This window comes from Streptomyces sp. ME19-01-6 (assembly GCF_033793745.1).
Taxonomy (GTDB): Bacteria; Actinomycetota; Actinomycetes; order Streptomycetales; family Streptomycetaceae; genus Streptomyces.
This window is the reverse complement of record NZ_JARAXF010000021.1, coordinates 111,138-132,533: the sequence shown is the minus strand read 5'-3', so window position 1 is coordinate 132,533 and position 21,396 is coordinate 111,138. Positions and strand designations below refer to the sequence as shown.

Genomic DNA, 21,396 nt, shown 5'->3' with positions numbered 1-21,396 from the left:
GGCCGCGCTGGCCCGAGAGCTGTACGACGCGGGCGCCGCGGGGATCAACCTGCGAATCCGCCCTCCCCGGCGGATGGTTACCGTGCTGGCATGTCCGAGACCTCTGGCCAACTCTCGTTCGACACCGACACCGACACCGACACCGACACCGACACCGATTCCGTACCGTCCGTCGCGGTGCCCGGGCTGCTCTACGTCGCCGACACAGCCATCGCCGGGCGGCGAACGGTTCGAGCGGCGCCGAACTCTTCCGGCCTTAGCGTCGGGCCATGACGCACAGGACGTACACGTACACGCACACGACGCATGAGTTCGACCGCTATGCCGACGTGCGGGCGGCGCTCGCCGACCCGGCGCTCGTCCCGGAACTCCCGGCTTCTGACGGGGGTCCCGCCGGGGCGAGTGTCGCCTGGCTGCGTGCCACCGTGGCCCGGTTCAGCTCCGGTGAGCCGCATCGGCGGCGGCGGGCTCTGGTGGAGGCCGAACTGGCCCGGCTGGAGCCCGCCGCACTGTGGCGGGCGGCGGCGGCCGGGTTTCAAGGGGCGGTCCGGGTGCGGGTGGTGCGTGCCCTTGCCGAAACCCTGGGGATGCCGGAGCCCGGGGCGGTCGCGGAGGCGGTGACCGTGGTGGCCGGGGCCTACTTCGGGAGTACGGACGCGGCCGCGGACGAGGCGGTGGCCCGGCTGGTGGCGCTGCTCGCGCCAGGGCATCCCGATGAGGCCGCCCTGGAGGCCGCCGCCAACCGCATCGGGCTTCTGGTGCAGGCCTGCGCGGCGACGGCCGCGCTGGTGGAGGCCTGCGCGGGGGCCGCGCTGGTGGAGTCAGCGGCGGGCGGCGACGTACCGCCGGCCCGGGTGCTCCGGGAGGATCCGCCGGTACGGACCATGCGCCGGATCGCCGCCCGCGCCACCCGGGTCGCCGGTCGGGAGATCACCGAGGGCGATGTGGTGGTCCTGGACCTCGCGACCGCCCAGCGCGCGCACCCCGTACCCCTCACCTTCGGCGGACCGCCCCGGGTCTGCCCCGGCCGGGCCCATGCCCTCGCCCTGGCCGACGGTCTGCTCCAGCGCCCGCTGACCGCCTTCGCCCGCCTGCACCATCAGGCAGCCACCGCGCCGCTGCTGCTGCCCAACGCCTGGGACTACGCCTCCGCGGCCGCCCTGGCGGCCCAGGGCTTCCCGGCGATCGGCACCACGAGCCTGGGCGTGGCCGCGGCCGCCGGTCTGCCGGACGGGGCGGCCGCGACGGCCGAAGCGACCTTGGCTCTGGCCCGCCGTCTCGGGCAGGGCTCCTTCCTGTTCACCGTCGACGCCGAAGGGGGCTTCAGCGATGACGTGGAGGAAGTGGCCGAACTGGCCCGAAGGCTGTACGACGCCGGCGCCGCCGGGATCAACCTGGAAGACGGCCGCCCGGACGGCACCCTCGCCCCCGTGGAGCTGCACGCCGCGAAGATCGCCGCCATCAAGGCCGCCGTGCCCGCGCTGTTCGTGAACGCCCGCACCGACACCCATTGGCTGGGCCGCCAGGAGGACGAGACCGCGGCGCGCCTCGCGGTCTATGAACAGGCCGGGGCAGACGGGGTGTTCGTGCCGGGGCTGTCGGATCCGGACCAGATCGCCGCCCTGACGGCAACCGTCGTCGTCCCGCTGAACATCCTGTACACGCCCACCGGCCCCTCCCTCGCCGACCTGGCCGCGCTGGGCGTGCGCAGGGTCAGCCTCGGCTCGCTGCTCTACCGCAGGGCCCTGGCGGCGGCCGTGACCGCCGCGACCGCCATCCGCGACGGCCGGCCGGCAGACCTCCGGGCCCCCTCCTACGCCGAGGTACAGGCACTGGGGCGTGCCTGACGGGACGGCGCGGAGATCCGTGTGAGCGGGGTGGAACAGGTTGGCGGCTTGGTCAGTCTTCTCCGGGGTGCCTTCCTGACACGACATCGGGCGCTCGTGGCTCAGCCGCCGCCTTGTCCGGATGGTCTGCCCGGGCGGGGGCCGCGGTACTCGTCGGCGAGCAGCGAATCCATGGTGCTGCGCAGATGGTTGATGAAGTCCTCGAACTCTTTGAGCTGTTCACCGGTGTATTGCGACATTTCCGTGGCCATGCGCGCGGCGTAAGGGCCGAAGAACTCCACCGCCCGCGGCCTGATGTCGGGACTGCTGCGCAATGTCACGATCCGGCGATCGGTGTGCTCGCGGCTGCGCATGATGTGCCCGGCCGCTTCGAGACGGTTCAGCAGGGCGGTTGTGGCTCCGGACGAGAGCGAGACGCGTTCGCTCAGCCGGGCAGGTGACAGGGGGCTCCCCTGGTCTTCCGCGTACAGGATCTCGGCCAGCGCCGCCGCGTCGGTGGAGTGCAGCCCCAGCCAGGTCGCGAAACGCTGCGTGAACTCGATGTAGTTGGCGCCGAAAGCCCGCAGTCCCTCCATGAGGCGGTCGCGCTGCGCCTCCACGGTTCCGAACTCCTCATCCCTCATCGCCCTTGCCTCACTGTGCGTTCTGCGCTGATGGCGCGGCCCGTCCCCGCGCTTGACAACCTACCCCTCTCAATTTACCTTCACCATAAAGATACTTCACAGTGGAGGAACCTTGAGCGAGACCGCACGACCTCCCACCAAGCGGCAGTGGTTCGGGCTCATCGCCGTATCCCTGGGCGTGGCCCTGATCGTGGTGGACATCACCATCGTCAATGTGATCCTCGCCCCGGTCATCGAAGACCTGAAGATCGACTCGGCCGAGGCCCAGTGGATCCAGGAGTCCTACGCGATCGCGTTCGCCGCACTCCTTCTGCTCGCCGGGCGCCTCTCCGACTTGTACGGCGCCCGAAAGATCTTCACTATCGGCCTCGCCCTGTTCGGTGCCACGAGCCTGATGGCCGCAGTCGCGCCGAACGGAGGGCTGCTCATCCTGGCCCGCGTCCTCCAGGGCGTCGGCGGAGCCGTGATCCTTCCGACGTCGCTGGCCCTGGTGAACGCGAGCTTCTCGGGGAAGGCCCGGGGCCAGGCGTTCGCCGTCTGGGGGTCGACCATCGGGGCTGCCGCCGCCGTCGGTCCGCTGCTGGGTGGCTGGCTCGCGGACTTCTCCTGGCGCTGGGCCTTTGGCATAAATCTTCCCCTGGTAGCTCTGATCATGGCGGGCGTCATGGTCCACCTGCCGGCGTCGCCCCGCACGCGGGGACGGGTGGACGGCGTCGGCGCCGTCCTGTCGGCGGTCGGACTCGGCCTTCTGGCGTTCGCGCTGGTCGAGGGGCGCACATACGGCTGGTTGATGACCACTGAGTCGCTGGACATCGGCGGACTCTCATGGAGCGGCGGGCCGTCCCCCGTCCTGGTCTCGATCATCGTGTCGGCCACCGCGCTCTTCGTGTTCTGGCGTCGGCAGGCAGCGCTCGACCGCAAGAACGAAGAGCCCCTGATGGACGTGGAATTGTTCTCCATCGCCTCATTCCGCAACGGCAACTTCGTCACGCTGATGGTCGGTCTCGGCGAGTTCGGCATCATCGCGGTGCTGCCGCTCTGGCTGCAGTTCACCCTGCGCTACAGCTCGTTCGAGGCGGGCCTCGCGCTCGCCGCTCTCGCGGTCGGCAGCTTCGTGGCGAGCGGTGCGAGCTTCCCGATGGCCGCGGCTGTTCCGGCTCTGGCTCAGGTGCGCATCGGCCTGGCTTTGGAAGCTGTCGGCCTGGTCATGCTGGGGCTGATCGCGACGACCAGCAGCGCCTGGTGGCTGATCGCGAGCGCGCTGTTCGTCTACGGCGTCGGTGTCGGGTTCGCTACCGCCCAGGTCACCAACATCGTTCTGGCGGAGGTGCCCTTCCCACGGGCCGGGCAAGGTTCGGGGATCCAGAGCGCGGCACGCGAACTTGGGTCCGCACTCGGTATCGCGCTCCTCACCACGCTGTTCTTCAGCACGCTCACCTCCGACCTGCGGGACCGCCTCACCGGCGACGGGGTCCCGGCCAAGGCCGCCGAGCGGATCAGCGAGACCATGACGGAGAGTGCCGGCTCGGCGATCCCCTCGCTCGCGGACAACCCGAAGACCGCGCAGGTCGCGGAAGCCGCCCGTGAGGCAATGACCAACGGACTCGAGATCTGTAGCTACGTCTGCGCAGCGCTGCTGGCTCTCGCGCTGCTGGCAACGCTGGGCCTGGCCCCCAAGAACACCGACGACATCGGCGTGCGGCACGAGCCGTCGAAGGAGCAGCAGCCGAGCTGTGATCCATGCTGACGCGGGTGACCACCCGGCTTCGACACCGAGGCTCCGCCTCGATCAGTACCGTCCGCTGCGGTAGCCAGGGCTGCGCTACGCCGTGGCGCTGCAGCAGCAGCCGGCCCCGGTACGCCTCGTCGCTGGTGACCTTCTGCTCCAGGGCCGGGGGATCAGCGACTCCAGGACAGGGCCCGTGCGGATCAACCTGGAAGACGGCCGCCCGGACGGCACCCTCGCCCGCGTGGAGCTGCACGCCGCGAAGATCGCCGCCATCAAGGCCGCCGCGACCGCCATCCGCGACGGCCGGCCGGCAGACCTCCGGGCCCCCTCCTACGCCGAGGTACAGGCACTGGGGCGTGCCTGACGCTCTCGGGTCGGGCTCCCGCCTCATTCGCCCTTCGAGACCATGGCTGCCAGCCCGCACCCGGTGTGCAGGAAGAACGTGTGATACCCGACCATGTAGCTGACGTCCTGCATGTCGATCTGGGCGATGCAGGTCATGAGCTTCCCGCACACCGAGCACTCGGGGTATTCGGCGTCTCCCATCCACACAGGCCGGCCGCCGATCGCCGAGCCGACGGGATGGCGGCCCGATCGGTGTTCGAGGACCATCCGCACGTCAGGGCCTTCGAACTCCGGGTCCGGGATGCTCGTGCCGGGCTCGGGCGGATCCGTCGGGCGAGCGGTCCCGTCCGGTGCGACCTCGATGAACACCGTGGTGGCATCGACGTTGCACTCGTAGCAGATGGCCAGCCGCAGCCGTCCCGACCAGCCGACGTGTTCCAGCGCCTCGGCGACGCGCTCATCGGCGGTGTCCAGGTCCAGCGCGGTCCACATCGGACCGCCGCATCCCTGACAGCGCTCGTGCGCGGGATCGGCGCCGGCGCCGTCTTCGCCCGCCTCCTCTTCTTCGGCCCGCAGCCGGTAGGAAATGGGACCGCACAACTCCCGGACGCGGTCTCCTTCCAGCGTCCAGCCCCCTTCCGGCATGTACTCGGCGGGGCTGAGGAACAGCTTGTCGGCGCCGGGGGGCGGCTGGTCCCGCCAGCGCCGGAAGGCCGCCTCGGCGACCGGGCCCCGGGTCTGCGCCAAGGCCATCAGCAGGTGGTTCAGGCGCAGGCTGTCGCTCCCGCCCGCGTCGACCTTCGCGACGAGGCCGCGCTGCGTCTCGCTGTCGGCTGCCCGGTACAGCTTGGCCGGGTACACCACGTCCACGGCGAGCAGCCGGGGCAGATGAGGCGTCAGTTCTTCCGGCGCGCCGTCCGCCAGTTCACTGAGTTCGTCGATGTCCCCATCGCGCTCGGCGACGGCCCGGACGATGACGTCTTCCAGGTTGTGGATCATCCGGGGAACGTAGCAGCGGTCTCCGACACGTCCGGATCCGGTGCCCCCGCCGACCTGGCAGCGCTGGACGTGCGCAGAGTCCGCTATTCGTCCGTCTCGGTGTGAAGTCGCCTGATCTCCCTCATGAAGTTCTTCTCGAAGGACCTGTCATCGATGAAACGCCCGACCCAGTTCGCAAACCGAGCCGCCAGCTCCTTCTCGGCGGCCACCACCAGAGCGTTGGGGTCCTCCGCCGGGGCCAGGCCGAAGTGCTGCTCCAGCCAGGCCAGATACTCCGGGTGGCGGTCGTACGCGCTCTGTTCCTCGGCGTCCCGGTCGTCCCGGTCGTCCCGGTCGTCCTCGTCGTCCTCGTCGTCGAACCCGGCGTCGTAGTCCCCCACGTACAGCGCCTTGTCGCACGCGAGCTGCTGGAACAGCTCCCGGAGGTTGCGTGCGACAACGGCGATCCCGCCCTCGTCCCCGAACACCACGACGGGCAGGTCCGCCAGGTTCGCGCGGTCGTCGACACGCCAGATGGCATAGATCGAGCCGGTGGCGTTGGCCGCCGCGAAGGAGAGAAAGCTGTCGAGGAACTCCGGGTCGTCCGACCATGTGTGGATCCCGGTGGTGGCCCCGAATTCCGTAAGATCGAAACCGGTCGAGATGTTCTCCCCTCCGATACGGTCTTCCAGCTCCTTGAGCAGGCTCAGTTCCGGGACGGGCGAGTAGGCATCACTCATCCGGACATCATCGCGCAGAGCCGGTCATGACTACTGTGCTGGCATGTCCGAGACCTCTGGCCGACTCTCGTTCGACGCCGACGTTCAGCCTCGTTCGGTGCCCTCGGCACCGTCCGCCGCGGTGCCCGGGCTGCGCTACATCGCCGGCTGGCTCACCCCCGATGCCGGTGCGGCCCTGCTCGCGGGGATCGATGCGGCGCCGTGGTCGGCGCAGCTGAAGCGGCGCGTGCAGCATTACGGCCATCGGTACGACTACGGCCGCCGCAGCGTGGCCGCCGACTCGCGGGAAACCGCGCCGCCACTTCCGGAGTGGGCCCGGGAGATGGCCGGCCGGCTGGTGGCTGAGGGGTTGATGAACGAAAAGGCGGAGCAGGTAATTGTCAACGAGTACCAGCCGGGGCAGGGGATCAGCGCCCATGTCGACTGCGTGCCGTGCTTCGGCCCGGTCGTCGCCGCGATATCCCTGGGGTCCAGCGCTCTGATGGACTTCACCAACCCCGACGACGGCACGAAGCTGGCGGTGCCCTTGGCGCCGGGCAGCCTGCTGGTCATGACCGGCCCGGCCCGCTACGCCTGGCGGCATGCCATCGCCGCACGGAAGAGCGACCCCGGTGCGGGAGGGGGTCGTGTCCCCCGTGGGCGTCGGGTGTCGGTGACGTTCCGCACGGTCCTGCACGCGAGTCAGTAACGCGGCAGCCCGCTCAGATCGCCCGGAAGTCCCGGACCGAGAAGCGCGGGGCCCGGCGCGGCGGGATGCGGCCGGACAGGAGGATCAGGCGGGCGGCGCGGTGGCGCTGGCCGGCGTAGGGGGCCAGCAGCTCCAGCATGGCCGTGTCGTCGGTGCCGCGCTCGCCGGTGAGCGCGTAGCCGATGATCTTCGGAAGGTGCAGATCGCCGACCGTGATCGCGTCCGGGGTGCCGTTGCTGCGCTGGAGGGTCTCCGCCGCCGTCCACGGCCCGATGCCCGGGATGAGCTGCAGCCGGGCCGAGGCGGCGGCCAGGTCCATGGTCGCGGCCTCCTCCAGGCGCCGGGCGGCCCGTACGGCCCGCAGGATGGTCGACGAGCGCTTGGCGTCGACCCCGGCCCGGTGCCACTCCCATGACGGGATCAGCGCCCAGGCGCGCGGCTCGGGCATGATCCGCAGCCGCTCGGCGGGGCCGGGCGCGGGTTCGCCGTGGCGCTGCAGCAGCAGTCGCCAGCCCCGGTACGCCTCGTCGCTGGTGACCTTCTGCTCCAGGATCGAAGGGATCAGCGACTCCAGGACAAGACCGGTGCGGATCAGCCTGAGGCCCGGGTGGCGGCGGTGTGCCTCGTGCACCACGCGGTGGCGGGGGGTGAAGGCGGAGAGGTCGTCCTCGGCGCCGAGCAGCGCGGGCAGGCGGTCCAGCAGCCAGTCCGCGCCCGGCCCCCATGCCTGCGCCTCGACCGCCTCGCCCCGGCGCACGAGGCGTATCGTCCCCGCGCCCTGAGGGGTGCGGCTGGCCCGCCAGATGGCGCCGTCGGCGGTCACCTGGAACGCCGGGTCCCCCGGGCCCCGCCGCAGCACGCTCAGGCTGCGCGCGAGGTCGTACGGACCGGAGGGGGTCCAGCTGCGGTGGGCGGGCACACCATCACCCTACGGCGCGCCCCCGACACGCCCGCACAAGCCCTCACTGGTCCGACGAGAAGCGCACCGCCCCCGCGGGGATGTCCGCCCCGCACCACACCCGCACCCCGTCCCGCAGCTCGTTGTCCGGCCCCACCAGCGCGCCGTCCCCGACCACCGCGCCCTGCAGCACCGTACGGGCCCCGATCCGGGCCCGCGCGCCGATGAGGGAGTCGCGGACCTGCGCGCCCTCCTCCACCACCGCGCCGGCCAGCACCGTGGAGCCGTCGATGCGGGCGCCCGCGCCCACCCGGGCCGCGGGGCCGATGACCGTACCGCCGGTGAGCTTGGCGTCGCGCGCCACCTGCGCGCTGTCCAGGATCAGCCGGTCGCCGCAGCGGCCGGGCACCGCCGGGGAGGGGGCGCGGCCCAGTACGAGGTCGGCGGAGCCGCGGACGAAGGCCTGGGGGGTACCGAGGTCGAGCCAGTACGTGGAGTCGACCATGCCCTGGAGGTGGGCGCCGGCGGCCAGCAGGCCGGGGAAGGTCTCGCGTTCGACGGAGACGGGGCGGCCGGCCGGGATGGCGTCGATGACGGAGCGGTTGAAGACGTAGGCGCCCGCGTTTATCTGGTCGGTGACGATCTCCTCGGCGGCCTGCGGCTTTTCGAGGAAGGCGGTGACGCGCCCGGTGGCGTCGGTCGGCACCAGCCCGTACGCGCGCGGATCGGTGACGCGCGTGAGGTGCAGGGAGACATCGGCGCCGGTGGTGCGGTGGGTGTCGACGAGGGCGGGGATGTCGAGTCCGGTGAGGATGTCGCCGTTGAAGACGAGCACCGGGTCGTTCGGGCCCGAGCGCAGCCGGGAGGCGACGTTGCGGATGGCGCCGCCGGTGCCCAGCGGCTCCCGCTCCGTCACGTATTCCAGGTGCAGGCCGAGTGATGAGCCGTCACCGAAGTACGGCTCGAACACCTCGGCCAGGTACGACGTGGCAAGGACGATGTGCTCGACTCCGGCCGCGCGGGCGCGTGCCAGCTGGTGGGTGAGGAACGGGACGCCGGCCGCCGGGACCATGGGCTTGGGGGTGTTCACCGTCATCGGCCGCAGCCGGGTGCCCTTGCCGCCGACCAGGAGGATCGCTTCTGGCGTCGCTGGCGCTGTGGTCACGAATCGTCTCTGCTTCCTGCTGGGGCTCGCCGGGTCGGCGGCCAGTGTATGCAGACCCCGGGTACCCGGCCCGCGCCTGGTCAGCGGCCTTGCGGTCAGCGGCCTTGCAACCGGGCGGCCTTGCTGCGTACGGTGCCGAGCTTGGTGTAGAGGGCGTCGCCGGGGCACTCGGTGTTGTAGCCGTCGCGGTGTCCGGAGATGACGCGCAGCTTGGCCTTCTTGCCCTTCTTGTATCTGTTGCCGCCGGCGGACGTGAGATGCGTGGTGCCGCGCGGGTTCCGGCCGAACAGGCCGAGCTTCCAGGCGGTGAGCTTGGCCACGGCCTTGACCGCCTTGCCGGCGGGCTTCTTGGAGGAGTAGGTGCCCAGCACCGCGATGCCCATGCTGTTCTTGTTGAATCCGAGCGTGTGGGCGCCCTGAACGGCCTTGGTCACGCCCCCGGATCGGCCCTCGTAGATGTTTCCGCACTTGTCGACGGCGAAGTTGTAGCCGAAGTCGCGCCACCCCATGCTCTTGACGTGATAGCGGTAGATACTCCGCATAACGGAGGGCACCTGCGAGCAGCTGTACGCGTTGCCCGTCACGGTGTGGTGGACGAAGGCGACCTTGACGGTCTTGGTGTAGCGGTGGCCCTTCTCCCGCAGCTTCTCGTCGGCGCCCCAGCCGGCGCGGGTGACGATGCGGGGCCGCGGCGCGGTGTGCGCCTGGGCCGCGCTGGTCTTCGGCTGCTCCTCCGGGAGCTCCAGCGGGGGCGGGGTGGAGGGTTCGGGGGTGAGCTCGGAGGGCTCCGGCTCGGGGGGCGCCGAGGGGTCTTCAGGGTCGGCCTGCGGGGCCTCGGGCGACGCGGAGAGGTCCGCCGGGGGATCCTCCATCGCGGGCTCGGAGCTGGGGTCGGTGCTGGGGTCGGAGCCCGGTTCGGTGCTGGGGTCGGCGCTGGGGTCGGTGGTCAGCGGCCGGGCGAGGGTCGCGGGGCCCCGGCCGGGGTCGACGAGCTCCAGGCGGAGCCCGGAGGGCAGGCCGGCCGGCTGGGCGGAGAGCACACCGGAGCCGCCGCGGGGGCTGACCCGGGCCTGGACGCCGTTGGAGTCGCCGACCCACAGGGGCGTGGTGCCGCCGTGCCGGCGGCCGCCGGCGCTCTCGGGCGAGTCGGGGTCGGGGGCGTCGTCGTCGAGCGCCTCCAGGTCGCGCCAGGCCGACCAGGCGCCGGTGGCCGCCTCGCGGGTGCGCACCTGCACCTGGCCGCGCAGCCGCGCGGAGGCGTCGTCCCAGACCACGCCGACGAGGGAGAAGGGCCGCACGCTCCGCGGCGCGACCCCGAGCACGGCGCCGGCCGACATCGCCGCGCCGCGGTCGAGACCGCTGCCGCCGAGTGGGAGCAGCGGCAGCGACTGGGTGCCGCCGGCTGATTCCGCACGGCCGTCGCGGTCCCCGCGGGCGGGGGCCGGGTTGAGGGCGAGGGGGAGAGCGAGGGCGGCGGTGCACGCGACGCCGATCGAAGATGCCAGAAATGCACGCATGAGAAAAACCTTGGACATAACACAACAAATCTGTCCATTCGAGAAGGTGGCGGACGGGACCGCGATCCGGCGTCCACGGCCCCGCACACCGCGCCCGGCGCGCCTCGGCGCCGCGTACCCTGGCGCCGATGAACGCTACCGATCACACCCCCGCCGACCTGCTGCGATCCGCGCTCGCCGCGGATCCGGCGCGTCCGCTTGTGACCTTCTACGACGACGCGACCGGCGAGCGCGTCGAACTGTCCGTGGCCACCTTCGCCAATTGGGTGGCGAAAACCGCGAATCTCCTCCAGGACGACCTCGCCGCGGCGCCCGGCGACCGGCTGGCGCTGCTGCTGCCCGCCCATTGGCAGACCGCGGTGTGGCTGCTGGCCTGCTCCTCCGTGGGCGTGGTGGCCGAGGTGGGCGGCGACCCGGCCGCCGCGGACCTCGTGGTCAGCGGCCCGGACACGCTGGAGGGGGCACGCGCCTGCTCCGGGGAGCGGGTGGCGCTGGCGCTGCGCCCCCTGGGCGGGCGGTTCCCGCAGCCGCCGGAGGGCTTCACCGACTACGCCGTGGAGGTGCCCGGCCAGGGCGACCGCTTCGCGCCGTACGCGCCGGTGGACCCGCACGCGCCCGCACTCACCGTCGCGGGCCTCGAGCTGACGGCCGCGGAGCTGGTGGAGCGGGCGCGCGCCGACGCGGCCGGGCGGGGGCTAGGCCCCGGTTCCCGGGTGCTGTCCGGGCTGCCGTACGACACCTGGGAGGGATTGTCGTACGGGCTGTACGCGCCGCTGGCCTCGGGCGGCTCGGTGGTGCTGTGCCGCCACCTGGACCGGCTGGAGGAAGACCGCCTCGCCGAGCGCCGGGCCGCCGAACGGGTCACCGCGACCGCGCCGTAGCAACCGCCCGCAGCGGCCGTCTCCCGGGGAAACCCCACCGGCCCCTGACCCGTCCGGCGGACCCGTGGGCCGAGCCCACGGGCCCCGCCGCCCGCACCGCGCGATGATCGACGCGATGTACAACCATGTGCGGGGTTCGCATGTCTGCTCCAGTAATCACGGCCCCGGCACGGGTCGATGCCGCTCCTCCCGGCCGAGGAGGTGGACGGGTGGGAGGACGCAGACGTGACGACGGAGAGCCCGGACGGGACACCGGACCGAAGACCACGCGGCCGCCGCTGGCTGCGTCTGCTCGCGCTCGCGGTGGCCCTGCTGGTGCTGTCCGGGGCCGGGGCGGGGTGGTGGCTCTACGAGCACCTCGACGGCAACATCAAGACCGACACCCGCACCGAGAACGAGCTGCGGAAGTTCGAGGCCGAGCGGCCGGCGGCGGTGGTCCACGACGCACAGAACATCCTGCTCATCGGCTCCGACAACCGGGGCGGCAAGGGCAACGGCAAGTACGGCAAGGACACCGGTACCCAGCGTTCGGACACCACGATCCTGCTGCATCTGCAGGCCGGCGCGAAGAGCGCGACCGCCGTCTCCATCCCGCGCGACCTGATGGTGGACGTCCCCAGCTGCACCGGGGCGGACGGGACGCGCGGCAAGGCCAGGTTCGCCCAGTTCAACTGGGCGTTCGAATTCGGCGGGCCGGCCTGCACGATCCGCACCGTCGAAAAGCTCACCGGCATCCGCGTCGACCACCACATGATCGTGGACTTCAGCGGCTTCAAGAAGATGGTCAACGCCGTCGGCGGCGTCGAGGTCTGCCTGAAGGAGCCCATCGACGACGACGAGGCGCATCTGCGGCTGCCCGCGGGCCGCCAGGTCCTGCACGGCGAGCAGGCCCTCGGCTACGTCCGGGCGCGCTACAGCATCGGCGACGGCAGCGACACCGAGCGCATCGGGCGGCAGCAGGAGTTCCTCGGCGCGCTTGTGAAGAAGTTGCAGAGCAATGGTGTGCTGCTCAATCCGGCCCGGCTGTACCCGGTGCTCGACGCGGCGACGTCCTCACTGACCACGGATCCGGGCCTGAGCTCGCTCAAGGACCTGTACGACCTGGCGCGCGGAATGCGGCACATCCCGCGCGAGAAGATCCAGTTCCTCACGATTCCGCGGCAGCCCTACACCTACAACCGGAACCGCGATGAGCTGGTCCAGCCCGACGCCGACCGGCTGTTTCGGCAACTTCGACTGGATCGCCCGGTGTCGGTGGCCAAGACGGTCACCCACGCCTCCGGCGACGACCCGAAGAGCGGGACGTCCACACCGTACGAAGGAACCACCGCGGCACATGACATGTGCTGACAAAAGCTCCAAAAGGTATGCTCAACGCTTCCTCAAAGATGTCGAAAGGATTGGGCAGATTGCCCAGTTGTAGGGAAGTGGAATTTGTCACCGGCGTCGCTTGACGCTGAACTGGGCGGATAGTGTGAGCGATCCAGTGCGCTTACCAGGTGGCCGCGCACTACCTTTTGACGATCGACCGGTGCGCCTTGAGGGGGAGGCGCCGCGTGGCACCAACGGAGGATTCAGGGGACCGTGGACGCGCAAGGCCATGGGCAGGCGGACGACTTTGATCCCGCCGATCAGTGGGTGTTCGACCCGAACACCGGCAGCTATGAGCTGCGGCTGAATCCTGCCGGGGAACCGGCGGATGTCACCCCTCAGGACCGGCCGGCTCCCAGACCGAGGAGCCGCCGCCGCGCCCCGGACCCCGAGCCGCCGCCGTCGCCGTCGCACGGGCGGCGCCGGGCGACGGGCAAGCCGGAGAAGCCGGCAGGGCCCATCAGCCGCCGCAAGCCGAAGCCGAAGAAGTCCAAGGCGAAGAAGGCGCTGTACTGGACCAGCGGCACCCTCGCCTTCATCCTGGTCGGCGGGTCCGTCGCGGCGTACCTCGTCTACCAGCACCTCAACAACAACATCAAAAAGGTCGACGTCGGCGAGAACAACGCCGCGGTCAGCGACGGCCCGATGAACATCCTGGTCATCGGCACCGACAAGCGCGACGGCAAGGGCAACGAGGGATACGGCGACGCGGGGAGCGTCGGCCACGCGGACACCACGATCCTCTTCCATGTCTCCGCGGACCGGACGAACGCCACCGCCCTGAGCATCCCGCGCGACATGATCACCGACATCCCGAACTGCACCACCAGGAAAGACGGCACCAAAGAGGCCATCGACGGTGAGCAGGGGGTCCGCTTCAACACCAGCCTCGGACAGGAGGGGCGCGACCCCAGCTGCACCTGGGCGACCGTCGAGAAGCTCACCGGGCTGGAGATCAACCACTTCCTGATGGCGGACTTCAACGCCGTCAAGACGCTCTCCAGCGCCGTCGGCGGGGTCGAGGTCTGCCTGGCCAAGGACGTCAACGACCCGAAGTCGCATCTGAAGCTGAGCAAGGGCCGGCACACCATCGAGGGCGAGGACGCCCTGGCGTTCGTGCGGACCCGGCACAGCGTCGGCTTCGAGAGCGACCTGGACCGGATCAAGCTGCAGCAGCAGTTCCTCAGCTCGATGATGCGCAAGATGAAGTCGAGCGGCACGCTCACCAGCCCCTCGAAGATGTGGGACCTGGCCAACTCCGCCACCAAGGCGCTCACGGTGGACACCGGCATCGGCACCGTGAACAAGCTCAAGGACCTGGCGCTGAACCTCAGCAAGGTCGATCTGAAGAACGTCACCTTCGTCACCGTCCCGGTGGTCGACAACACCGACGGCGCGACGGTGCTGCTCGACAAGGCCAAGGCCGAGCCGCTGTTCGCCATGGTCAGGCAGGACGTGTCGCTGACCGAGGTGAAGAAGAAGGAGAAGGCCGACAAGGCGAAGCAGGCCGCCAAGCTCAAGGGCCCCAAGGCCGACCCGGCGAACGTCCGGGTGAAGGTCCTCAACGGCAGCGGAAAGATGGGGGCCGCTCAGGAGACGGTCGACTGGATGCAGAACAGCGAAGGGATGCTCCGTTCCAGCAACGGCGGAAACGCTTCGGCGGATCTGAAGAAGACGACGCTGGAGTACGCCCCGAACCAGGCCGACCAGGCGCGCCGCCTGGCCGACAGCATGGGACTGCCCGGCTCCGCCCTCAAGGAGGGCACCAAGGACGCCGCCCCCATGGCGGAGATGACCCTCACGCTCGGCGCGGACTTCAAGGGCGCCGGCACACCGATTACCGCTCCGGCAAAGGCGCCGAAGGACATCCAGAGAGTCGAAGCGGACGACAAGAGCGTCTGCGCGAAATAACCATCGCCGGCCATCGGAACACCCTCACCCATCGGGCCGGAACCACCATTGATCAACAGGGGAGGCCCGGTGCGGCAGAGCAGTGTGCGGGGGGAGGGCTCCCGTCGGCGGGCGCCCGGGCCCCGCGACGGAGGCGGGAAGCGCAACCCGCATGAGGACGCCGGCGCCGGCGAGCCGCGTGACGCCGAGGGCAGCGGCGGCGAGGGCGCCGGAGCCAAGGACACCGCGAGTGCCGCCGGGGCGGGGGCCGGCGGCCGCGCGGCGTCCCGGCGCGCCGCCCGCGCCGAGTCCGCGGGCGGCGGACGACGCCGCAAGGGCAAGGGCCCGCGCCGCACGAGGAGCAAGGGTGTGCGAATACTTCGCTGGACCGCGCTGACTTTGGCCGTGCTGATAGTCGGCGCGGCCGGCGCGGGCTACCTCTACTACGAGCACCTGAACAGCAACATCAAGAAGGAAGAGCTGGACCTCGGCGACAGCAAGCTCACCAAACCCGAGCCGAACGCCGCGGGCCAGACCCCTCTCAACATCCTCCTGATCGGCCAGGACAGCCGTAACGACAAGGAGAACCAGAAGCTCGGCGGCGCCAAGCAGGACTTCGGCCGCAAGGGGCTCGCCGATGTGCAGATGCTGGTGCACGTCTCGGCCGACCGCAGCAACATGACGGTGATCAGCATCCCGCGCGACACCCGGGTCACCATCCCCAAATGCACCGACCCGAAGAGCGACCACGTCTACCCGAAGACGTTCGGAGCGATCAACGAGTCGCTCACGCACGGCGGCCCCGGCTGCACGGTGGCCACCTGGAAGGAGCTCACCGGCATCTACATCGACCACTTCATGATGGTCGACTTCAAGGGCGTGGTGGACATGGCGGACGCCATCGGCGGCGTCCCGGTGTGCGTGGACAAGAACATCTACTCTCACGACAGGAAGGGCCACGGCTCCGGTCTGCGGCTGACCAAGGGCACCCACCCGGTCAAGGGCGTCCAGGCGCTCCAGTGGCTGCGTACGCGCTACGGCTTCGAGGACAACACCGACATCGGCCGGGCCAAGGCCCAGCACATGTACATGAGCTCCATGATCCGGCAGCTCAAGTCCGGCACCAAACTCTCCGACCCGGGCCAGCTGATGGACCTGGCGGAGGCCGCGACCAACGCGCTGACCGTCGACCACGGCCTGGGCACCGTCAAGAAGCTCTACGACCTGGGCAACGACCTCAAGCGGGTGCCGACCAAGCGGACCACGATGGTCACCATGCCCTGGGAGTACCGCAACGACGGCGAATACGTGGTGCCCACCCCCGGCGACGCCGAGAAGACCTTCTCGCTCATCCGCAACGACATCGCGCTGGACGGCAAGGACAAGAAAAAGAAGAAGGACAAGGTCCCGGCCCCCAGCATGGACAAGGGCGAGCTCCCCGTCGTCGTGCAGAACGGCACCGGCTCCACCGTCCTGGGGCCGGTCTCCGGGCGGGCCAGCGACATCACCGGCGAGCTGACCCGGCTCGGCTACGCCAAGGCGGAGGCCAACACCGTGCTGACCTCGCAGGCCGACACGACCATCAGCTACCCGGGCGAGGCCAAGCAGGGCGACGCACTGGCCGTGGCCAAGGCGCTGGGGCTGCCGAAGAGCGCGGTGAAGGAGTCCCAGTCGGTCGACGAGGTGACGCTGGTCGTCGGCAACGACTGGCGCGAGGGCGCGGCCTTCCCGAAGTCCGAGGCCGACGACGAGGACACGGCGCCCAAGATCGCCGACAAGACCAACGGCGAGGAGAAGAAGTGCATGGAGGTCAACCCGGACTACACGTTCTGAGCACGCGCCGCTGAGCAAGCCGAAGGGGCCGGATCCAAATGAACCTGGATCCGGCCCCTTCGGCGTACGCGTAACCGGGGGCGGAGAGGGTGGCTAGCTCGCCATGACCGCCGGGCGGCGGCTGGCGATGACCTTCTTGGCCAGCGAGCGCGGGCTGGTGAGGAAGCCCCAGCCCCACGACATGTGCATGGTCGCCAGCGCCACCGGGATCCGCAGCCGGGCCTTCAGCGGGAGCCCCTTGCCGGCCGGGACGGAGCCCGCCGCGATGGCCGCCAGATAGCCGCCCGGCACCAGCAGCCCCCACGGGGTCAGCGCGGCGCCCACCACGATGCCCGCCGCGATGGCGACGACGGCGGTCGGCGGCGCCAGATAGCGCAGATTGATCGAGCCCTGGTGGTAGCGGGCCACCACATGCCGCCAGCGGCCGTAGTCCTTGTACTGCTTGGCCAGCGCCCGCACGTTCGGGCGCGGCCGGTAGGAGACCCTGAGCTCGGGCGAGAACCAGATCAGCCCGCCCGCCTCGCGGATCCGGAAGTTCAGCTCCCAGTCCTGGGCCCGGATGAACTCCTCGTTGTAGCCGCCCTGCTGTTCCAGCACCTCACGACGGAAGACCCCGAGATACACGGTCTCGGCCGGGGCCGCCTCGCCGCCGGTGTGGAAGGCGGCGTTGCCCACGCCGATCTTGGCGGTCATGGCGGCGGCGACGGCGTGCTCCCAGTCGTTCTCGCCCTCGGCGTGCATGATGCCGCCGACGTTCTGCGCGCCGGTCTCCTCCATGAGCCGCACGGCGGTCGCGATGTAGTTCGGCGACAGCATGCCGTGGCCGTCGACCCGCACCACCACCGGATGGCGGGACGCCTTGATCGCGGCGTTCAGGGCGGCCGGGGTGCGGCCCGTGGGGTTGGGGACCGTGTGCACCCGCGGGTGCTCGCGCACCAGCTCGGCGGCGATCTCGTCGGTGCGGTCCGTGGACGGGCCGAGGGCGATCACCACCTCCAGCTCCCCGGCGTACTCCTGCTCCAGGATGTGCTGGACGGAGTTGCGCAGATGACGTTCCTCATTGAGCACCGGCATGATCACGGAGACGGCCGGGAGCTGATGCGGGGGCATGGCACCTCGGGGGTCGGGGGGTGGGCCCCCAGAAGACTGCGGTTGTCGATTTCCGAGAGGCCACGTTACCGCGAATGGGGGACACCGGAGCGCGCCGCCCGGGTGGCAGCGGGCGGGGCGGGCGGCGTGGGGCCGCCGCGCTGCTCATCGTATGGCCCTACGGTGTCGGCGGTTGTGCCCCACAGACCCGCCAGACCTGCCGGCCCCGCCAGACAGTCCCGCCAGACCTGCCAGACCCCTCGCCCCGTCACGGAGGTCCCCCGAAGTGAGTGCACCGGCCCGCCCGCCGCTCCCCCGGCAGCCCTCCCGGCCCCGCTGGGGCCTGCGGATCGCCACGGGGGCCGCCGCCCTGGTGCTGCTCGCCGGCGGCGTGGGGCATCTGCTGGTCACCGAGCTGGAGTCCGGCATCCACCGGGTCGACGCCTTCGGCGGCCTCGACGACCGGCCCGTGGACAGCGACCGGGGCGTCAACTTCCTCCTGGTCGGCACCGACGGCCGGGACAAGATCACCCGCGCGCAGAAGCGGCGCTACCGGCTGGGCGGCGCCCCCTGCCACTGCACCGACACCATCATGCTGGTGCATCTGTCGGCCGACCGGGACCGCGCCAGCGTGGTCAGCCTCCCCCGCGACTCGTACGCCCGGATCCCCGCGTACACCACCCCGTCCGGGCGGGTGCGCCCCGCGCACCACCAGAAGCTCAACGCCGCCTATGCCGAGGGCGGCCCCAGCCTGACCGTACGCACCGTCGAGCACATGACACGCGTACACATCGACCACTACCTGGAAGTGGACTTCACCAGCTTCATGAAGACCGTGGACGTGGTGGGCGGGGTCACGGTGTGCACGACCCGGCCGCTCAAGGACGCCTACAGCGGCCTGAACCTGCCGGCCGGCACCCACGCCCTGGACGGCGGCCAGGCGCTGCAGTACGTACGCTCCCGGCACCTGGACGGCGCCGCGGACCTGGGCCGGATCCGCCGGCAGCAGCGGTTCCTGGCCGCCGTCATCCACCAGCTGACCGGCAGCGGCACCCTGCTGAACCCGGTGAAGTTCGGCCGGGTCGCGGCCACTCTGCTCGGCTCGGTCCGCGCCGACCGCGGCTTCGGCGCGACGGACATGGTCGCGCTCGGCCAGGCCATGCGCGGCTTCACCGTCGAGTCCTCGGAGTTCGTCTCGGTCCCGGTCCGGCTGCCCGGCACCCCGGTCAAGGGCCTCGGCTCGACGCTCCGCTGGGACCGGGTGCGGGCCGCGCGCCTGTTCCAGGCCCTCCGGGAGGACCGCCCGCTCGCCGTCCGCCGCCCCAAGCGGCTGCGGGCCACCCTGGTCGACGTGCCCCCCGCGCAGGTCCGCGTCCGCGTGTTCAACGGCACCAGCACCACGGGCCTGGCCCGGCGCACCCTCCGCGCGCTGCACGCCCACGGCTTCGCCACCACCGGGGCCCCGGCGGACGCCGCGACCTCGGGGGTGAAGCGCACGCTGATCGAGTACGACCCGATCTGGAACCGCTCGGTGCGCACCCTGGCGGCCGCCCTGCCCGGCGCCCGGCTGAAGCCGGTGGCGCGGCAGGGGTCGGTGATGAGGGTCACGCTGGGCGCGGACTTCCGGGCGGTGCAGCCGGTGCGGGCCGAGGACCCCTCGGCGGAGAAGGGCGCCGGCAGGGCCGTCACCGGCGCCGAGGTCGCCTGCCTCTGACGAGGTCGCGTCGGGCATGGCCCCGGTGTCGTGGGCCCCGCCTCAGTCCTCGATGCCCTCCGCGGCCCGCTGGGCGCGCAGCTCCTTGATCGCGCGGCGCCGGGCGAGCCGGTGGGTACGCCGGATCTGGGCCTCCTCGTATCGCCGCTTGTCCCGCTCGGTCTCCGGTATGACCGGCGGCACGGACCGCGGCTTGCCGTCGGCGTCGACGGCCGCGAAGACCAGATAGGCACTGCCGACCTGGGTCGCGGGCGTGGACTCGTTCCACCGCTCGGCCATGACCCGCACCCCGATCTCCATCGAGGACCGCCCGGTCCAGTTCACCTGGGCCTTCACATGGACGAGGTCCCCGACCCGGACCGGCTCCAGGAAGGCCATCTCGTCCATCGAGGCCGTGACGGCGGGGCCCTCGGAGTGGCGCCCGGCGACCGCCCCTGCCGCATCATCGACCAATTTCATGATCACGCCGCCGTGCACCGTGCCGAGGAGATTGGTGTCGCTGCCGGTCATGATGTGGGAGAGGGTGATGCGTGCGGCGGAGGTGGGCTTACCCGGAATATCTGACTCCGGATTCGCGGCCTGAATGGTCATGGCCTCAACCTTATGCCGGGCGGATTCTTATCAGGTCTGCAACAGCCGTGCCCCGATCCGGCACCCGCCCTATAAGGCGACCGGCCCGGGCAGGCACACTTCCCTGCATGAATGATTGGCCCGACGGGTGGACGAGCGACCGCAGGGACCGGTACGGCAGCGGCAGCGGCAGCGCCGAACCGGAAGGCGCCCGCGCCATGCCGCATGTGCGGCGCGCGGGCCAGGGCGTCGGCGGCCCGCCGCGCCAGGCCGAGCCGCCGCTCCCGCCTGATCTGTCGCCGCGCGGGCCCGTCCCGCACCAGCAGCGGCAGCAGGCGTCCCAGGGCTTCGACGAGTACGGCGACGCCGACGACGGCTACAACACCGGTCAGGTCTACGGCCGCGGCGCGGGCGGACCCGGCGGCCCGGGCGATTCGGGTGGCCACGGCGGACCCGGCGGCGCCCCGCGCGCGGCCCGGCCCAAGAACTGGAAGCGCCGCATAACCATCGGCCTGATCACCTTTATCGTGCTGCTGCTCGCGGTGGGCGTCGGCACATACTTCTGGGCCGACTCCAAGCTGCGGCGCGAGGTCGACCTCAGCAAGGTCGAGGACCGGCCTGAGGGCGGAAAGGGCACCAACTACCTGATCGTCGGCTCGGACAGCCGCGAGGGGCTGTCCGCCGAGGAGAAGAAGAAGCTGCACACCGGCTCCGCCGACGGCCGCCGCACGGACTCGATCATCATTCTGCACGTCGGTGACAACGGGAACACCATGGTCAGCCTGCCCCGTGACTCCTGGGTCACCATCCCGGCCTTCACCGGCCCGGACACCGGCAAGCGCTACCAGCCCTCGCAGAACAAGCTGAACGCCTCCTTCTCGATGGCCGGCCCCGAGCTGCTGGTCCGCACGGTCGAGTACAACACCGGCCTGCACATCGACCACTACGCGGAGATCGGCTTCGACGGCTTCGCCAAGATCGTCGACTCGGTGGGCGGCGTCGAGATCGACGTCCCGCAGGACATGAGGGAGAAGCACGCCGGCACCGACCTGAAGAAGGGCAAGCAGACGCTGAACGGCGAGGAGGCGCTCGCCTTTGTACGTCAGCGCTACGGCCTGGCCGGCGGTGACCTGGACCGCACCAAGAACCAGCAGAAGTTCCTGTCCGCGCTGGCCAACAAGGCCGCCACGCCGAGCACCGTCCTCAACCCCTTCAAGCTCTACCCGACCATGGGCGCGGGCCTGGACTCGCTGATCGTCGACAAGGACATGAGCCTGTGGGACGTGAAGGACATGTTCTTCGCGATGAAGAGCGTCTCCGGCGGTGACGGCAAGCAGATGAACATGCCCGTCTCCAACCCCGGCCTGTCCACCCCCAAGGGCAGCGCGGTCCAGTGGGACATGCCGAAGGTCAAGCAGCTGACGAAGGAGCTGAAGAACGACGAGAAGGTGACCGTCTCCAGCAACTGAGGCATCTGTGAGCGGCTGCCGTACCCGGTCCGGGCGCGGCAGCCGCTCC

General features: G+C 70.9%; 18 protein-coding genes and 1 pseudogene. 11 read left to right on the top strand and 8 right to left on the bottom strand.

What is annotated here, in order from left to right:
• Nucleotides 1-90 precede the first annotated feature (90 nt).
• Both PV419_RS35735 and PV419_RS35730 read left to right on the top strand, forming a co-directional pair.
• The gene (locus PV419_RS35735; RefSeq protein WP_319696088.1) at nt 91-273 is read left to right on the top strand and encodes a hypothetical protein; all 183 of its coding nucleotides are present in this window, start codon (nt 91-93) and stop codon (nt 271-273) included.
• Nucleotides 270-1,847 carry an isocitrate lyase/phosphoenolpyruvate mutase family protein gene (locus PV419_RS35730; protein WP_319696086.1) on the top strand — a complete coding sequence of 526 codons (1,578 nt, stop codon included), beginning with the start codon at nt 270-272 and terminating at the stop codon, nt 1,845-1,847. Before PV419_RS35735 ends, PV419_RS35730 begins: the two co-directional genes overlap by 4 nt.
• Before the next feature lie 101 nt (nt 1,848-1,948).
• On the opposite strand, the gene PV419_RS35725 is transcribed toward PV419_RS35730, so the two are convergent.
• Entirely contained in the window at nt 1,949-2,470 is a 522-nt protein-coding gene (locus tag PV419_RS35725; protein WP_319696085.1) for a MarR family winged helix-turn-helix transcriptional regulator, read from the bottom strand.
• Between the two features lie 112 nt (nt 2,471-2,582).
• On the opposite strand from PV419_RS35725, the gene PV419_RS35720 reads away from it, so the two are divergent.
• Together PV419_RS35720 and PV419_RS53495 are read left to right on the top strand one after the other, a co-directional pair.
• The gene (locus PV419_RS35720; protein WP_319696083.1) at nt 2,583-4,217 is read left to right on the top strand and encodes a DHA2 family efflux MFS transporter permease subunit; all 1,635 of its coding nucleotides are present in this window, start codon (nt 2,583-2,585) and stop codon (nt 4,215-4,217) included.
• Between the two features lie 169 nt (nt 4,218-4,386).
• A pseudogene (locus PV419_RS53495) lies at nt 4,387-4,494 on the top strand (isocitrate lyase/phosphoenolpyruvate mutase family protein); the annotation flags it as partial.
• A 92-nt stretch (nt 4,495-4,586) separates the two neighbouring features.
• On the opposite strand, the gene PV419_RS35705 reads toward PV419_RS53495, so the two are convergent.
• The gene (locus tag PV419_RS35705; protein ID WP_319696080.1) at nt 4,587-5,543 is read right to left on the bottom strand and encodes a hypothetical protein; all 957 of its coding nucleotides are present in this window, start codon (nt 5,541-5,543) and stop codon (nt 4,587-4,589) included.
• Between the two features lie 83 nt (nt 5,544-5,626).
• On the bottom strand, nt 5,627-6,262 hold the full coding sequence (locus tag PV419_RS35700) for a hypothetical protein (RefSeq protein WP_319696078.1): 636 nt from the start codon (nt 6,260-6,262) through the stop codon (nt 5,627-5,629).
• Between the two features lie 43 nt (nt 6,263-6,305).
• Between PV419_RS35700 and PV419_RS35695 the strand changes: the two genes are divergently transcribed.
• Entirely contained in the window at nt 6,306-6,950 is a 645-nt protein-coding gene (locus PV419_RS35695) for an alpha-ketoglutarate-dependent dioxygenase AlkB (RefSeq protein ID WP_319696076.1), read from the top strand.
• A 13-nt stretch (nt 6,951-6,963) separates the two neighbouring features.
• On the opposite strand, the gene PV419_RS35690 is transcribed toward PV419_RS35695, so the two are convergent.
• The 3 genes from PV419_RS35690 to PV419_RS35680 all read right to left on the bottom strand — a co-directional run bounded on the left by PV419_RS35690 (nt 6,964) and on the right by PV419_RS35680 (nt 10,530).
• On the bottom strand, nt 6,964-7,869 hold the full coding sequence (locus tag PV419_RS35690) for a DNA-3-methyladenine glycosylase 2 family protein (RefSeq protein ID WP_319696074.1): 906 nt from the start codon (nt 7,867-7,869) through the stop codon (nt 6,964-6,966).
• Between the two features lie 43 nt (nt 7,870-7,912).
• Nucleotides 7,913-9,013: an NDP-sugar synthase gene (locus PV419_RS35685; protein ID WP_319696072.1), complete on the bottom strand. Its 1,101-nt coding sequence runs from the start codon at nt 9,011-9,013 to the stop codon at nt 7,913-7,915.
• Between the two features lie 95 nt (nt 9,014-9,108).
• Nucleotides 9,109-10,530: a peptidoglycan recognition protein gene (locus PV419_RS35680; RefSeq protein ID WP_319696071.1), complete on the bottom strand. Its 1,422-nt coding sequence runs from the start codon at nt 10,528-10,530 to the stop codon at nt 9,109-9,111.
• 128 nt (nt 10,531-10,658) lie between these two features.
• On the opposite strand from PV419_RS35680, the gene PV419_RS35675 reads away from it, so the two are divergent.
• From PV419_RS35675 to PV419_RS35660, 4 genes are all read left to right on the top strand, one after another.
• Nucleotides 10,659-11,411 carry a TIGR03089 family protein gene (locus PV419_RS35675; RefSeq protein ID WP_319696069.1) on the top strand — a complete coding sequence of 251 codons (753 nt, stop codon included), beginning with the start codon at nt 10,659-10,661 and terminating at the stop codon, nt 11,409-11,411.
• 177 nt (nt 11,412-11,588) lie between these two features.
• Entirely contained in the window at nt 11,589-12,761 is a 1,173-nt protein-coding gene (locus PV419_RS35670; RefSeq protein WP_415925447.1) for an LCP family protein, read from the top strand.
• Nucleotides 12,762-12,995: 234 nt separating this feature from the next.
• The gene (locus tag PV419_RS35665) at nt 12,996-14,693 is read left to right on the top strand and encodes an LCP family protein (protein ID WP_319696066.1); all 1,698 of its coding nucleotides are present in this window, start codon (nt 12,996-12,998) and stop codon (nt 14,691-14,693) included.
• A gap of 69 nt (nt 14,694-14,762) precedes the next feature.
• Complete coding sequence (locus tag PV419_RS35660) at nt 14,763-16,505, top strand: LCP family protein (RefSeq protein ID WP_319696064.1); 1,743 nt, start codon at nt 14,763-14,765, stop codon at nt 16,503-16,505.
• A 93-nt stretch (nt 16,506-16,598) separates the two neighbouring features.
• On the opposite strand, the gene PV419_RS35655 is transcribed toward PV419_RS35660, so the two are convergent.
• Nucleotides 16,599-17,615 (bottom strand): glycosyltransferase family 2 protein, encoded by a 1,017-nt coding sequence (locus PV419_RS35655; protein WP_319696062.1) that lies wholly within the window; start codon nt 17,613-17,615, stop codon nt 16,599-16,601.
• A gap of 265 nt (nt 17,616-17,880) precedes the next feature.
• Here PV419_RS35655 and PV419_RS35650 point away from each other — a divergent pair, with 265 nt between their 5' ends.
• Entirely contained in the window at nt 17,881-19,308 is a 1,428-nt protein-coding gene (locus PV419_RS35650; RefSeq protein WP_319696060.1) for an LCP family protein, read from the top strand.
• Nucleotides 19,309-19,350: 42 nt separating this feature from the next.
• Here PV419_RS35650 and PV419_RS35645 read toward each other — a convergent pair whose 3' ends face one another.
• On the bottom strand, nt 19,351-19,899 hold the full coding sequence (locus tag PV419_RS35645; protein ID WP_319696058.1) for an acyl-CoA thioesterase: 549 nt from the start codon (nt 19,897-19,899) through the stop codon (nt 19,351-19,353).
• 107 nt (nt 19,900-20,006) lie between these two features.
• Here PV419_RS35645 and PV419_RS35640 point away from each other — a divergent pair, with 107 nt between their 5' ends.
• Nucleotides 20,007-21,347 carry an LCP family protein gene (locus PV419_RS35640; protein WP_319696053.1) on the top strand — a complete coding sequence of 447 codons (1,341 nt, stop codon included), beginning with the start codon at nt 20,007-20,009 and terminating at the stop codon, nt 21,345-21,347.
• Nucleotides 21,348-21,396 lie beyond the last annotated feature (49 nt).

What these genes read in the sequence shown, in the direction of transcription:
- PV419_RS35735 (WP_319696088.1), top strand. Translation starts at nt 91, where the DNA reads ATGTCCGAGACCTCTGGCCAACTCTCGTTCGACACCGACACCGACACC.
- PV419_RS35730 (WP_319696086.1), top strand. Translation starts at nt 270, where the DNA reads ATGACGCACAGGACGTACACGTACACGCACACGACGCATGAGTTCGAC.
- PV419_RS35725 (WP_319696085.1), bottom strand. Translation starts at nt 2,470, where the DNA reads ATGAGGGATGAGGAGTTCGGAACCGTGGAGGCGCAGCGCGACCGCCTC.
- PV419_RS35705 (WP_319696080.1), bottom strand. Translation starts at nt 5,543, where the DNA reads ATGATCCACAACCTGGAAGACGTCATCGTCCGGGCCGTCGCCGAGCGC.
- PV419_RS35700 (WP_319696078.1), bottom strand. Translation starts at nt 6,262, where the DNA reads ATGAGTGATGCCTACTCGCCCGTCCCGGAACTGAGCCTGCTCAAGGAG.
- PV419_RS35695 (WP_319696076.1), top strand. Translation starts at nt 6,306, where the DNA reads ATGTCCGAGACCTCTGGCCGACTCTCGTTCGACGCCGACGTTCAGCCT.
- PV419_RS35680 (WP_319696071.1), bottom strand. Translation starts at nt 10,530, where the DNA reads ATGCGTGCATTTCTGGCATCTTCGATCGGCGTCGCGTGCACCGCCGCC.
- PV419_RS35675 (WP_319696069.1), top strand. Translation starts at nt 10,659, where the DNA reads ATGAACGCTACCGATCACACCCCCGCCGACCTGCTGCGATCCGCGCTC.
- PV419_RS35670 (WP_415925447.1), top strand. Translation starts at nt 11,589, where the DNA reads ATGCCGCTCCTCCCGGCCGAGGAGGTGGACGGGTGGGAGGACGCAGAC.
- PV419_RS35655 (WP_319696062.1), bottom strand. Translation starts at nt 17,615, where the DNA reads ATGCCCCCGCATCAGCTCCCGGCCGTCTCCGTGATCATGCCGGTGCTC.
- PV419_RS35645 (WP_319696058.1), bottom strand. Translation starts at nt 19,899, where the DNA reads ATGACCATTCAGGCCGCGAATCCGGAGTCAGATATTCCGGGTAAGCCC.
- PV419_RS35640 (WP_319696053.1), top strand. Translation starts at nt 20,007, where the DNA reads ATGAATGATTGGCCCGACGGGTGGACGAGCGACCGCAGGGACCGGTAC.